Source organism: Erwinia piriflorinigrans CFBP 5888 (assembly GCF_001050515.1).
Classification (GTDB): Bacteria; Pseudomonadota; Gammaproteobacteria; order Enterobacterales; family Enterobacteriaceae; genus Erwinia; species Erwinia piriflorinigrans.
Genome location: NZ_CAHS01000017.1, coordinates 222,900 through 235,416, shown reverse-complemented (window position 1 = coordinate 235,416; position 12,517 = coordinate 222,900). Strand labels below are relative to the sequence as shown.

At 54.2% G+C, this 12,517-nt stretch carries 13 protein-coding genes and 1 other annotated feature; of the genes, 9 read left to right on the top strand and 4 right to left on the bottom strand.

The genetic code is table 11. From position 1 onward, the window contains the following. On the bottom strand, window positions 1-477 hold a 477-nt coding region (locus EPIR_RS14110; protein ID WP_048697697.1), incomplete at its 3' end, for an amidase family protein. 257 nt (window positions 478-734) lie between these two features. On the opposite strand from EPIR_RS14110, the gene sltY reads away from it, so the two are divergent. Continuing rightward, window positions 735-2,669, top strand: coding sequence for a murein transglycosylase (gene sltY, locus EPIR_RS14105; RefSeq protein ID WP_023656129.1), 1,935 nt, complete (start codon window positions 735-737; stop codon window positions 2,667-2,669). 86 nt (window positions 2,670-2,755) lie between these two features. Next, window positions 2,756-3,088: a trp operon repressor gene (gene trpR / locus EPIR_RS14100; protein ID WP_048697692.1), complete on the top strand. Its 333-nt coding sequence runs from the start codon at window positions 2,756-2,758 to the stop codon at window positions 3,086-3,088. Here trpR and yjjX read toward each other — a convergent pair. Next, the gene (yjjX, locus tag EPIR_RS14095; RefSeq protein WP_023656127.1) at window positions 3,065-3,622 is read right to left on the bottom strand and encodes an inosine/xanthosine triphosphatase; all 558 of its coding nucleotides are present in this window, start codon (window positions 3,620-3,622) and stop codon (window positions 3,065-3,067) included. The genes trpR and yjjX overlap by 24 nt on opposite strands. A 50-nt stretch (window positions 3,623-3,672) precedes the next feature. Between yjjX and gpmB the strand changes: the two genes are divergently transcribed. Further along, on the top strand, window positions 3,673-4,320 hold the full coding sequence (gene gpmB, locus EPIR_RS14090) for a 2,3-diphosphoglycerate-dependent phosphoglycerate mutase GpmB (protein ID WP_023656126.1): 648 nt from the start codon (window positions 3,673-3,675) through the stop codon (window positions 4,318-4,320). Window positions 4,321-4,389: 69 nt separating this feature from the next. Here the strand turns inward: gpmB and robA are convergent, their stop codons facing one another. Continuing rightward, entirely contained in the window at window positions 4,390-5,268 is an 879-nt protein-coding gene (robA, locus tag EPIR_RS14085; RefSeq protein ID WP_023656125.1) for an MDR efflux pump AcrAB transcriptional activator RobA, read from the bottom strand. A 205-nt stretch (window positions 5,269-5,473) separates the two neighbouring features. On the opposite strand from robA, the gene creA reads away from it, so the two are divergent. Beyond that, a complete protein-coding gene (gene creA, locus EPIR_RS14080; RefSeq protein ID WP_023656124.1) occupies window positions 5,474-5,947 on the top strand; it encodes a protein CreA in 474 nt (157 codons plus the stop codon). Between the two features lie 70 nt (window positions 5,948-6,017). Here creA and arcA read toward each other — a convergent pair whose 3' ends face one another. Continuing rightward, on the bottom strand, window positions 6,018-6,734 hold the full coding sequence (arcA, locus tag EPIR_RS14075) for a two-component system response regulator ArcA (RefSeq protein WP_023656123.1): 717 nt from the start codon (window positions 6,732-6,734) through the stop codon (window positions 6,018-6,020). Between arcA and EPIR_RS18770 the strand changes: the two genes are divergently transcribed. From EPIR_RS18770 to thrC, 5 genes are all read left to right on the top strand, one after another. Further along, entirely contained in the window at window positions 6,733-6,960 is a 228-nt protein-coding gene (locus EPIR_RS18770) for a hypothetical protein (RefSeq protein ID WP_157037533.1), read from the top strand. The two genes, arcA and EPIR_RS18770, sit on opposite strands and share 2 nt — an antisense overlap. Before the next feature lie 673 nt (window positions 6,961-7,633). Next, window positions 7,634-7,720 (top strand): thr operon leader peptide, encoded by an 87-nt coding sequence (thrL, locus tag EPIR_RS19305; RefSeq protein ID WP_072066043.1) that lies wholly within the window; start codon window positions 7,634-7,636, stop codon window positions 7,718-7,720. Further along, window positions 7,656-7,775, top strand: a sequence feature (Thr leader region). Its footprint overlaps the gene before it by 65 nt. 25 nt (window positions 7,776-7,800) lie before the next feature. Continuing rightward, a complete protein-coding gene (gene thrA, locus EPIR_RS14070) occupies window positions 7,801-10,263 on the top strand; it encodes a bifunctional aspartate kinase/homoserine dehydrogenase I (RefSeq protein WP_048697689.1) in 2,463 nt (820 codons plus the stop codon). A gap of 2 nt (window positions 10,264-10,265) precedes the next feature. Then, window positions 10,266-11,195 carry a homoserine kinase gene (gene thrB / locus EPIR_RS14065; protein WP_023656119.1) on the top strand — a complete coding sequence of 310 codons (930 nt, stop codon included), beginning with the start codon at window positions 10,266-10,268 and terminating at the stop codon, window positions 11,193-11,195. A gap of 3 nt (window positions 11,196-11,198) precedes the next feature. Then, window positions 11,199-12,485, top strand: coding sequence for a threonine synthase (gene thrC / locus EPIR_RS14060; protein ID WP_023656118.1), 1,287 nt, complete (start codon window positions 11,199-11,201; stop codon window positions 12,483-12,485). The last annotated feature ends 32 nt before the right edge of the window (window positions 12,486-12,517 follow it).

Genomic DNA, 12,517 nt, shown 5'->3' with positions numbered 1-12,517 from the left:
CACCGAGGCCGAGCCGGAGCTGGAGCCGCCGCTGACGTAAGCCGGATTAAAGGTGTTACGCACCGCACCAAAGGGTGAACGCGTGCCAACCAGCCCGGTGGCGTACTGGTCGAGGTTGGTTTTGCCCATCACCACGGCGCCAGCGGCCTTTAAGTTTGCCACCGCATGGGCGTCGGCCTGGGCCTGGTAAGTCAGTGCCGGACAGGCGGCGCTGGTCGGCCAGTCGGCGACATCAATATTGTCTTTTACCGCAAAAGGCACGCCAAACAGCGGTAGCGAGGCCGGGTCCTGCTGCCAGCGGGCCAGCAGCGGCTCCAGCTGGGCGCGTAGCTGTTCAGGGGTTGCCACATACAGCCACGCATTGTCGTCAGTGGAAAGTTCTGTCAGCAATCCGTCCAGCGTCGGCAGCACCTGCGCGGGATGCTGCTGAAAATGATGTTGCCAGTCCTGTAACGTAAACCCGGTGGTAACAGCCATAAGATGAATTCCGTCTGGTATACAAGATGGAATTCAACAGAGCAAAGGTTGTGCCAGTTTTTATCTGTCTGATAGTAATATGGTTTTTAGAATAACCGTTGGCGTAATGCACGGTTATTGCACATTGTGTGAACAATGATGGAGCATGTCAGGACAGTCATTCAGTAAATATTTGTTGTACGCATGGCAGGAAAGGCCGCTCCTGGTTAGCATAAAGTAAGCATATTTGGCGGTTCAGCACAAAACGAGGCGGTAACGTGAAGAAAGTCAGGGTGGATAAGTGGCAATGGTGGATAGCAGCGGCCTGTTTAACGGTGGTCACCGGCAGCGTACGGGCAGATTCACTTGACGAACAGCGCGCCCGCTACCAGCAGATCAAGCAGGCGTGGGATAACAAACAGATGGACACCGTGGAGCAGCTGATGCCCACCCTGCGAGATTATCCACTGTATCCGTATCTTGAGTACCGCCAGCTGGCGCAAAACCTCGATCAGGAAACCGGGCTAGCGGTGAATGCGTTTATTCAGCGCTACCCGACGTTGCCCCCGGTCGCTTCGCTGCCCGCGCGTTTTGTTAACCAGCTGGCCGCGCGTGAAGATTGGCGCGGGCTGTTGGTGTTCAGCCCGCAGCCGCCTAAGCCGGTTGCCGCCCGCTGTAACTGGTATTACGCGAAAGGCTCTACCGGACAGCCGCAGGTCGCCTGGGAAGGCGCAAAAGCCATCTGGCTGACGGGCAGCTCACTGCCTGCCGCCTGTGACAAATTGTTCAGCGCCTGGCAGCAGGCCGGGCAGCAAAACCCGATAACCGTCCTTGAGCGCATTCGCCTGGCGATGAAAGCCGGTAACACCAGCCTGGTCAACGCGCTGGCGAAGCAGCTCCCCGCAGATTACCAAACCATCGCCAACGCGGTGCAGGCTCTGCAAAATAATCCGCAGACGGTAGAGATGTTTGCCGCCTCGGTCGGGCCGACTGACTTCACTCGCCAGGCCAGCGTGATTGCGTTTACCAGTCTGGCACGTAGCGATGTGGAGCAGGCACGGCAGCTGATCCCGCGTTTGGCGCAGCTGCAAGAACTGGATGAGCAGCAGGTGCAGGAGATGAAAGAGGCGGTGGCCTGGCGTCTGATGAGCAACGATATTACCAGCGAGCAGGCGCGCTGGCGCGATAATGTGGTGATGCGTAGCGATTCCACCATGCTGGTTGAGCGCCGGGTGCGGATGTCGCTTGGCAACAATGACCGCCACGGAATGAATACCTGGATTGCCCGCTTGCCGCTTGAAGCAAAGGAGAAAGACGAATGGCAGTACTGGCAGGCCGATCTGCTGCTTGAACAGGGGCGCAAAGAAGAAGCCGACGGCATCCTGCGCAAGCTGATGCAGCAGCGCGGTTTCTACCCGATGGTTGCGGCCCAGAAGCTGGGCGTTGACTATCCGTTGCAGGTGGATAAAGCCCCGGCGGTGGACAGCAGCCTGACGCGCGGCGCGGAAATCGCCCGCGTGCGCGAACTGATGTACTGGGGCATGGATAATTTGGCGCGCAGTGAATGGGGCTATCTGATCTCCAGCCGTAGCCGTAGCCAGCAGCAAATGTTGGCCAGTTACGCGCTGTCGCAAAATTGGTGGGATTTGAGCGTGCAGGCGACCATCAGCGGTAAGCTGTGGAACAGCCTACAGGAGCGCTTCCCGCTGGCCTGGCAGCCGCAGTTTACGCGCTATATCAGCGGCAAGGCGATCCCAGCCAGTTATGCGATGGCCATTGCCCGCCAGGAGAGCGCCTGGAACCCGAAAGTGCGTTCGCCGGTCGGGGCCTCCGGCCTGATGCAGGTGATGCCGGCGACTGCCCAGCACACCGTCACTAAATTTGGCATTGCGGGTTACAGCAACAGTAGTCAGCTGCTGGATGCGGAAACCAATATTCAGATTGGCACGCAGTATCTGGAATCGGTCTATCAGCAGTTCGGTGAGAACCGTATTTTCGCCTCGGCGGCATATAACGCCGGACCTTCGCGGGTGCGTACCTGGCAGGGTAACAGCGCCGGGAAACTGGACGTGGTGGCGTTTATTGAAACGATTCCGTTCTCTGAAACCCGGGGTTATGTGAAAAACGTGTTGGCCTATGATGCCTACTATCGCCATTTCCTCGATCGGTCGGATAAGCTATTTGCCGATAGTGAGTGGCAGCAACGTTACTAACTGGTCGCCGTATGCTGGCGGCTTCAAGTCAGCAGATGATGATGGTATGCTGTTGTACTAGCTTAATAGTATGGCAGCCTACCATTATGACCGATTACTCATCCGTTCCCGTTACCGCCGAACCGCCTGATGAAGACTGGCGACGCTTTGTCACGCTGCTGCAACGCGCCTGTCAGAGCGATCTTCAGCTGCCGTTGCTGCAACTGATGCTGACACCGGATGAGCGTGAGGCATTGGGGACGCGTTTACGCATTATTGAAGAACTGATGCGCGGTGAAATGAGCCAGCGCGAGCTGAAGAGTGAACTTGGGGCGGGGATCGCGACCATCACTCGCGGTTCTAACAGCCTTAAAAGCGCGCCCCCGGCGTTGAAAAACTGGCTGGAAGCGCAATTGTTAACGGGTTCTGATAAGGTCTGAATCCTCATCATCCGCCTTGCGCTGATAGATGTCGTTATGGAACGGGCAGAGCGCGAGGATCAGTGCCTGATGGTAGACGCTTGAGCGCGTCAGATGACCGGCGGTAAAAGCGCCAATAGCGCCGCCTTTGTGTTTGATATTCTCAATGCCGGTCAGGCGGGCCATCTCTTCGCCCAGTTCGCGTCCCTGATGAATGCCTTTCATCACGATGGCGGGCAGCGTAAAGCTGGCAGAGCGCGACTCGCCGCGCAGCCTTTGGTTTTCCACCACCATCCACGCGAAGGCGGTATCCTCTTCAATTCCTGCTTCGATGGCGACCCAAAAGTCGGCTTCCGGGCGAACCTGTCGTGCATTCATCACGCGCTGACGTGCGCCAGTTCTCGTTTCTGTATTTGAGATGGGCTGCGCAGCAACGCCGCTATCGACCTCGACGCCCTCAATATGGCAGGATCCTGCTCCGAATATATCGCTGAAAGCCTGAGAAATTGCCTTAATTTTGGCTGGATTGATGGTAGCAGCGACAACATGGTACATAATTGTTTGAACCCTCTACGCAAATTTGTCGCAGTATAACGGAAAAACGCATGTTACAGGTCTATCTTGTTCGCCACGGAGAAACGTTATGGAATGCGGCGCGCCGCATTCAGGGGCAGTCAGACAGCGCGCTGACTGCGAAAGGAGAGCAGCAGGCTTATCAGGTGGGGATGCGGGTGAAAAATCTCGGTATTACTCATGTGATCGCCAGCGATCTGGGCCGTACCCGCCGCACTGCCGAGATCATTGCCGATGCCTGCGTCTGCTCTGTCGTCCTCGATCCTCGTCTGCGCGAGCTGGATATGGGCGTGCTGGAGAAGCGTGAGCTGGACTCACTGAGTGCGGAAGAAGAGAGCTGGCGTAAAGCGCTGGTGGACGGCACCGAAAACGGCCGTATCCCCGGCGGGGAATCAATGAGCGAAATGGCCCAGCGTATGCGCCAGGCACTGGATGCCTGTCTGGCACTGCCTGAAGGCAGCCGCCCGCTAATTGTCAGTCACGGTATGGCGCTGGGCGTGCTGTTGAGCACCATCCTCGGCCTGCCGGCCAATGCCGAACGCCGTCTGCGCCTGCGTAACTGCTCTCTCTCTCGCGTCGACCACCAGCAAAGCCCGTGGCTGGCCTCAGGCTGGGTGGTGGAGACCGCCGGTGACGTTGCTCATCTTGATGATACGGCGCTCGACGAACTGCAACGCTGAAGAACGGCAATGCTGAAAGTGGCGTGTTAAAAAGGGCCAGTATGATTGGCCCTTTATATTGTAGTGCGTTTATGCTGGCTGACGCCGAATAGGGATCAGATAATCGCAATGAATCTCTTTGGGGGGCTCCGGGCGTTTCTTACCACCGTGGGTATAAAAGCGCTCTATATCCTGCCCTTTACGTCGCGTGAGCCCTAATGTTGGCATACAGGTCCCGTAAATTTGCAGGACAAAATCTTGCAGCCCGCTGCGCAGTCCTTTATAGGTAAACTGCACATATTCACCCGCTTCCAACATCACTGTCTGCGTAGCATGCAGTTTGCTCGACATGTGGTCGGACAGCACCGCCGTGGTATAGAGGATCTCCTGCTCATCATCTTTATCACTGCTTGGGCGCGCCTGATTCAGCCCGTACAATATGGGGGGGACGGTATCCGTCTCGGTTAAAAACTGCCGCCAGAACTGTAGGCGCATTTCATCGCGGAAACTGGAAATTTGCTCCAGCGTACAACTATAACTTTGGGTCGAACCGACTAACACGGTTTCCGGTAGATCAACCCATGTTGGCTCCGGCATCACATAGTTGTCGAGGCGGATAGGGGGGCGCAGACCAAATGCATGCCAGTCAGATGAGCGGCGATACCAGGCCGGCGTTTGAGAAAACTGTTTTTTAAACGCACGGGTAAAAGTTTGCTGCGAATCAAAACGGTATTGCAGAGCAATGTCCAGGATGGGGCGGCTGGTCAGACGTAAAGCCACTGCTGCTTTAGACAGGCGGCGGGCACGGATATATGCGCCAATCGCATGACCGGTGACGTCCTTGAACATTCTTTGTAAATGCCATTTTGAGTAACCTGATTTTGCTGCCACGTTATCGAGAGATAACGGTTGATCAAGGTGGCTCTCCAGCCAGACAAGCAAATCTCGAATGATACCAGCTTGGTCCATAAATCGTCCTCATATGACTCAGGTTTAATGCGATGAAAGCAAAGACGATAAATAGTAGCACCAATTGCCAAAGCAAAATATTAGGTTTTTTTTGTTGGAGAATGTCGCTCACAACAATTAGCCGCAATCTATTAAAAATATTTATCCGTACTTTATTTTCGAGATAATTTACAATGAGATCTATTTTTATTGAATGGGTCACGTGATGACAATGAAAAAAGTGTTAGTAGTCACTTCAACCCTGCTGTTTTCAGCGGCGTTGCAGGCTGAGCAGGTCGGCTCAGTTGATACCGTATTCAAGATGTTTGGCCCCGATCATAAGATTGTGGTTGAAGCCTTCGACGATCCCGATGTGAAAAATGTCACCTGCTATATCAGTCGGGCGAAGACTGGCGGTATCAAAGGGGGGCTGGGCCTGGCTGAAGATACTGCGGACGCTGCCATCTCCTGTCAGCAGGTGGGGCCGGTTGAATTGAGCGACAAGATTGCGCAGGGTAAAGCTGAAGGGGAGGTGGTATTCCGCCAGCGTACTTCACTGGTGTTCAAAAAGCTGCAGGTTGTGCGTTTCTATGATCAGAATCGCCATGCTTTAATTTACTTAAGTTATTCAGATAAAGTGGTGGATGGTTCACCTAAAAATGCGCTCAGCGCCGTGCCGATTATGCCGTGGGGTAAATAATCTGGCTTTAAAGGGCATGAAAAGCGAAAGCGATGGGACGGACGGAGAAAAGCTGTCCGCCCCACAAAGACTAGTCCTGTAGGTCACCACAGAAACGGTAACCTTCGCCGTGGATCGTGGCGATAATTTCCGGCGTGTCGGGGGTTGATTCAAAATGCTTGCGGATGCGGCGAATGGTCACATCAACGGTACGGTCATGTGGTTTTAGTTCACGACCGGTCATTTTCTTTAACAGATCGGCACGCGTCTGGATCTTGCCCGGATTCTCACAGAAATGCAGCATGGCGCGAAATTCACTACGTGGCAGTTTGTAGTGATCGCCCTGCGGACTGACCAGGGAACGACTGTTAATATCCAGTTCCCAACCGTTAAAGCGATAACTCTCAACCAGTTTACGCTCGTCACTGACGGCCGCCAGATTCATGGTGCGCGATAGCAGGTTGCGTGCCCGAATAGTGAGCTCGCGTGGGTTAAAAGGTTTGGTGATATAGTCGTCAGCACCGATTTCCAGGCCGAGGATCTTATCAACTTCGTTATCACGGCCCGTCAGGAACATCAGAGCCACGTTTGCCTGCTCACGCAGTTCACGTGCCAGCAACAGGCCATTTTTACCCGGCAGGTTGATGTCCATGATCACCAGATTGACGTCGTTCTCGGTCAAAATCTGGTGCATCTCAGCACCATCCGTAGCTTCATAAACCATGTAGCCTTCGGCTTCAAAAATACTTTTGAGCGTATTACGAGTGACTAATTCGTCTTCAACGATAAGTATGTGCGGGGTCTGCATGTGTTCGCTACCTAAAATTGCCAACAAAATCGAAACAGGACATACGGCTGTTATCCTGGCAAAACCTGGTGTGAAGAGCCGGGATATGACAACAGCGGTACAGCATGATATTCCTGAAAAACCATCCTGCTCCCGTCAACAAGGTGCGCACGGTCAACAAGATGGTACTTGTATGCCCGTTGGTGCAAATGGGGCATCTATCTTAACTGCATTAACAACAGCATAACAATATGGGCTACAACTATATACGTGATATAACCACGCTTAGCTGACCTGTATCAATCCAATTGTAGCACGTTAACAGTTTTGTGAAAAATGCTTCCCGAAGTACTGATTTTACTCGCTAAATGGCTTGCCACATTGCGGGTTAATATAGGGCGCTAACAAGGAATGTTACCTGCTTTTAATAAAAAGCATCTTATTGATAAATATGAATTTAATAATGAAGTGTTGATGTTTCACTTATCCCGCCGGGGTTAATAAGACAGTTCTGATAAAGACATTTATATGACATCTGAAATATGTTTTTTGTCGGGGCCGTTCAGGGGACAATCTTTAGTCAATTAAAATGGCGGGATGTTTCTACATTGGTTCGGCGTCTGTTGCACAATCTACCCCGACTCGTGGGCGTGCGGATGAAAGTAAAGTTCACCCGGTGGGATATCACGTAAGCAGTTCACCGCCTGCCGCAGAAAAAACGGGCAGATGAATGTTCTGCTCCACAAAGCATAGCCAGTGTGATTGACTATCAATATGACCCAGCTTGCCGGGAACGCCTGCAAGTCGCTGGAAAACCCGCGCAGATATGAAGCGGTGCACTACGCCAGCCTGCCGATAAAAAAATTGACTTAGCCCGTGCTTTGCTTTAATTCTGGAAGCAGACGAATTTAGACAGACAGATGATAAATTTAAAAATGCGTAAATACAGCCTGATGACCACAATCATTATTACCACCACCATTACCACAGGTAACGGTGCGGGCTGACGCATACAGGATAAATTAAAAAAAGCCCGCACCGACCAGTGCGGGCTTTTTTTTCGGCAAAAATTCAGGAGAGCTTAAACATGCGAGTGCTGAAATTCGGTGGAACCTCGGTAGCCAATGCGGAACGTTTTCTGCGCGTGGCGGATATTTTGGAAAGCAATGCACAACAGGGACAGGTTGCCACCGTCTTGTCCGCGCCAGCAAAGATTACCAACCATCTTGTCGCCATGATTGAAAAAACCATTAGCGGCCAGGATGCTTCGGCCAATATCAGCGACGCCGAGCGTATCTTCGCGGAGTTATTGCGGGGTCTGGCAGACGCGCAGCCAGGCTTTGCTTATGAGCGCCTGAAAAGCATCGTCGATCACGAATTCGTCCAGCTGAAACAGGTTCTGCACGGTATTGCCTTGCTGGGGCAGTGCCCGGACAGCGTCAATGCAGCGATGATCTGCCGGGGTGAAAAGCTCTCCATCGCGATTATGGAAGGGCTGTTACAGGCGCGCGGCCACGGCGTTAGCGTGATTAACCCGGTTGAACAGCTGCTGGCCGTTGGCCATTATCTGGAATCGACCGTTGATATTGCCGAGTCCACCCGCCGCATTGCTGCACGGCAGATCCCGGCCGGTGATATGGTGCTGATGGCGGGCTTCACCGCCGGTAATGAACGCGGAGAATTAGTGGTGCTGGGGCGTAACGGCTCTGATTACTCTGCGGCGGTGCTGGCCGCCTGTCTGCGCGCCGACTGTTGCGAAATCTGGACGGATGTTGACGGCGTATACACCTGTGACCCGCGTCAGGTACCGGATGCACGGCTGCTCAAATCGATGTCCTATCAGGAGGCGATGGAACTCTCCTATTTCGGCGCTAAAGTGCTTCACCCGCGCACGATCGCCCCCATCGCCCAGTTCCAAATCCCTTGTCTGATTAAAAATACCGGCAATCCGCAGGCACCGGGCACGCTGATTGGCGGTAACGGCAGCGATGATGATAACCCGGTTAAAGGCATCACCAATCTCAACAATATGGCGATGTTCAACGTATCCGGCCCGGGGATGAAGGGGATGGTGGGCATGGCGGCACGTGTCTTTGCTGCCATGTCGCGTAGCGGGGTTTCAGTGGTGCTTATCACTCAATCCTCCTCTGAATACAGCATCAGCTTCTGCGTATCGCAAAGCGATCTGGCGCGTGCGCGTCGGGTGCTGGAAGAAGAGTTCTATCTGGAATTAAAAGATGGCCTGCTGGAACCTCTGGATGTGATGGAGCAGCTGGCGGTGATTTCGGTCGTCGGGGACGGTATGCGCACCCTGCGCGGCATCTCGGCCAAGTTTTTCTCGGCGCTGGCCCGTGCCAATATCAATATCGTCGCCATTGCCCAGGGATCATCCGAGCGTTCCATCTCAGTGGTGGTCGATAACGCTCAGGCGATTACCGGCGTGCGCGTGGTGCATCAGATGCTGTTCGCCACCGATCAGGTGATCGAAGTCTTTGTTATCGGCGTGGGCGGCGTGGGCGCAGCACTGATTGAGCAGCTGCATCGCCAGCAAAAATGGTTGAAAAATAAGCATATCGATCTGCGTGTCTGTGGTATTGCCAACTCGCGGGTGCTGCTGACAAACGTTCACGGCATCCCGCTGGAAAACTGGCAGGAACAGCTTAAAACCGCCGAGGAACCGTTTGACCTTGGCCGCCTGAATCACCTGGTGCAAGAGTATCACCTGCTTAATCCGGTGATTGTCGATTGTACTTCCAGCCAGCAGGTGGCGGATCAGTACGCCGATTTCCTCGCCGACGGTTTCCATGTGGTCACGCCGAATAAAAAGGCAAACACCTCCACGTACAATTACTATCAGCAGATGCGCGCAGCGGCGGCAAAATCGCGCCGCAAATTCCTGTACGATACCAACGTGGGTGCCGGGCTGCCGGTGATTGAAAATCTGCAAAATCTGCTGAATGCCGGGGATGAACTGATCAGTTTCTCCGGTATTCTTTCCGGTTCATTATCCTTTATCTTCGGTAAGCTGGATGAAGGCGTTTCGCTGTCAGAAGCCACCCGCATGGCGCGTGAAATGGGCTTTACCGAGCCGGACCCGCGTGATGACCTTTCCGGTACTGACGTGGCGCGTAAGCTATTGATACTCGCCCGCGAAGCGGGTTATCAACTGGAACTGAGCGATATTGAGATTGAGGCGGTGCTACCGGAAGAGTTCACCGCCATTGCCGATGTCGAAGAGTTTATGGCACGTCTGCCGGAGCTGGACGCCAGTTTTGCCGCAAGGACAGCCCGCGCCCGTGACGCCGGTAAGGTGTTACGCTTTGTCGGCGCGATTGAGGAAGGCGGAGCTTGTCAGGTTAAAATCATTGCCGTTGACGGCAACGATCCGCTGTACAAGGTGAAAAATGGTGAAAATGCGCTGGCGTTCTACAGCCGTTATTACCAGCCGATCCCGCTGGTGCTGCGTGGTTACGGTGCCGGTAATGATGTCACTGCGGCGGGCGTGTTTGCCGATCTGTTACGTACTCTGACGTGGAAGTTGGGAGTTTAATCATGGTTAAAATTTATGCCCCTGCCTCAATTGGCAATGTCAGCGTGGGTTTCGACGTGCTTGGGGCTGCGGTGTCGCCGGTTGATGGCACTCTGTTGGGCGATTGTGTCAGCGTGGAAGCGGCGGCTGAATTCAGTCTGCGCAACGAAGGTCGTTTCGTCAGCAAGCTGCCTGCCGATCCGAAAGACAACATCGTTTATCAGTGTTGGGATCGTTTCTGCACCGCGATAGGTCAGCGTATACCGGTGGCCATCACGCTGGAAAAAAATATGCCGATTGGCTCTGGCCTCGGCTCCAGCGCCTGCTCGGTGGTTGCCGGGCTGATGGCGATGAACGAATATTGCAATAAACCGTTGAATGATAACGAGCTATTGAAATTGATGGGTGAACTGGAAGGGCGCGTCTCCGGCAGTGTACACTTTGACAATGTGGCCCCCTGTTTTCTCGGCGGCATGCAGCTGATGCTGGAAGAGAACGACATTATCAGCCAGCCGGTGCCGGGTTTTGCTGACTGGCTGTGGGTGATGGCCTATCCGGGCATTAAGGTATCGACGGCACAAGCGCGCGCCATCCTGCCTGCGCAGTATCGTAAAGAAGAGATTATTCGCCACGGTCGCTATCTCGGCGGCTTTATTCACGCCTGCCACACGCAACAGCCTCTGCTTGCCGCGAAACTGATGCAGGATGTGATTGCTGAACCCTATCGCACTAAACTGTTACCGGGCTTTGCACAGGCTCGTCAGGCTGCGGCTGATATTGGCGCGCTGGCCTGCGGTATTTCCGGCTCCGGGCCGACGCTGTTTGCCGTTTGTAATCAGCCGGATACCGCAAAACGTATGGCAGACTGGCTGAGCCAGCACTATCTGCAAAATGATGAAGGCTTCGTCCATATTTGCCGTTTAGACACGGCAGGCGCACGTAAACTGGGATAACGTATGAAACTGTATAATCTAAAGGATCACAACGAGCAGGTGAGCTTCGCCCAGGCGGTGAAGCAGGGGCTGGGCAAACAGCAGGGCCTGTTCTTCCCGCTGGAGTTACCCGAGTTCGAACTGACCGAAATCGATGACATGCTGGAAATGGATTTCGTTACCCGTAGCAGCAAAATTCTTTCGGCGTTTATCGGTGATGAAATTCCCCCGCATCAGCTTAATGAACGCCTGAAAACGGCGTTTACCTTCCCGGCACCGGTGGTGCACGTCTCTGACGATATCGCCGCGCTGGAGCTGTTCCACGGCCCGACGCTGGCGTTTAAAGATTTTGGCGGCCGCTTTATGGCGCAGATGCTCTCTTATGTCAGCGGCGCGGACGAGAAGATCACTATTCTGACCGCCACTTCCGGCGATACCGGCGCCGCCGTTGCCCATGCCTTCTACGGCATGGAAAATGTGCGCGTGGTGATCCTTTATCCACAGGGCAAGATCAGCCCGCTACAGGAAAAACTGTTCTGTACCCTCGGCGGCAATATTGAGACCATCGCTATCGACGGCGATTTCGATGCCTGCCAGGCACTGGTTAAACGGGCGTTTGACGATGAAGAGCTGAAAAAAACCATTGGCCTTAATTCGGCAAACTCGATCAATATCAGCCGCCTGCTGGCGCAGATTTGCTATTACTTTGAGGCCGTGGCACAGCTGCCACAGGAAAAACGCAATCAGCTGGTGATTTCAGTGCCCAGCGGTAACTTTGGCGATCTGACGGCTGGCCTGCTGGCGAAGTCTCTCGGCCTGCCGGTGAAGCGTTTTATCGCAGCCACCAACGCCAATGACACCGTACCGCGCTTCCTGGCCAACGGCGAGTGGACGCCAAACGCCACCGTGGCCACCCTGTCAAACGCGATGGACGTCAGTCAGCCGAATAACTGGCCGCGCGTTGAGGAGCTGTTCCGCCGTAAAACCTGGCGCTTAACGGACCTCGGCTATGGTGCAGTGGACGATGAGACCACCAAAGCTACCATGCGTGAGCTGGCCGATCTGGGTTACCTTTCCGAGCCACATGCGGCTATCGCATGGCGTCTGCTGCGCGATGGCTTACAGGAAGGGGAGTTTGGTCTGTTTCTTGGCACCGCGCACCCGGCGAAATTTAAAGAGAGCGTGGAAGAGATCCTGCAACGCACGTTGCCGCTGCCGGATGCACTGGCCGAGCGTGCTGAGCTGCCGTTGCTGTCACACAGCATGAAAGCGGAATTTGCCGACCTGCGTGCGTTCCTGCTGAAGAAGTAATGTTTTTTCAGGGCTGGCTGCCGTAAAAGGCC

Excerpts from the sequence above, each read along its gene's own strand:
- robA (WP_023656125.1), bottom strand. The coding sequence starts at position 5,268 with ATGGACCAAGCTGGTATCATTCGAGATTTGCTTGTCTGGCTGGAGAGC.
- gpmB (WP_023656126.1), top strand. The coding sequence starts at position 3,673 with ATGTTACAGGTCTATCTTGTTCGCCACGGAGAAACGTTATGGAATGCG.
- trpR (WP_048697692.1), top strand. The coding sequence starts at position 2,756 with ATGACCGATTACTCATCCGTTCCCGTTACCGCCGAACCGCCTGATGAA.
- thrL (WP_072066043.1), top strand. The coding sequence starts at position 7,634 with ATGATAAATTTAAAAATGCGTAAATACAGCCTGATGACCACAATCATT.
- thrC (WP_023656118.1), top strand. The coding sequence starts at position 11,199 with ATGAAACTGTATAATCTAAAGGATCACAACGAGCAGGTGAGCTTCGCC.
- arcA (WP_023656123.1), bottom strand. The coding sequence starts at position 6,734 with ATGCAGACCCCGCACATACTTATCGTTGAAGACGAATTAGTCACTCGT.
- EPIR_RS18770 (WP_157037533.1), top strand. The coding sequence starts at position 6,733 with ATGTGTTCGCTACCTAAAATTGCCAACAAAATCGAAACAGGACATACG.
- thrA (WP_048697689.1), top strand. The coding sequence starts at position 7,801 with ATGCGAGTGCTGAAATTCGGTGGAACCTCGGTAGCCAATGCGGAACGT.
- thrB (WP_023656119.1), top strand. The coding sequence starts at position 10,266 with ATGGTTAAAATTTATGCCCCTGCCTCAATTGGCAATGTCAGCGTGGGT.
- yjjX (WP_023656127.1), bottom strand. The coding sequence starts at position 3,622 with ATGTACCATGTTGTCGCTGCTACCATCAATCCAGCCAAAATTAAGGCA.
- creA (WP_023656124.1), top strand. The coding sequence starts at position 5,474 with ATGACAATGAAAAAAGTGTTAGTAGTCACTTCAACCCTGCTGTTTTCA.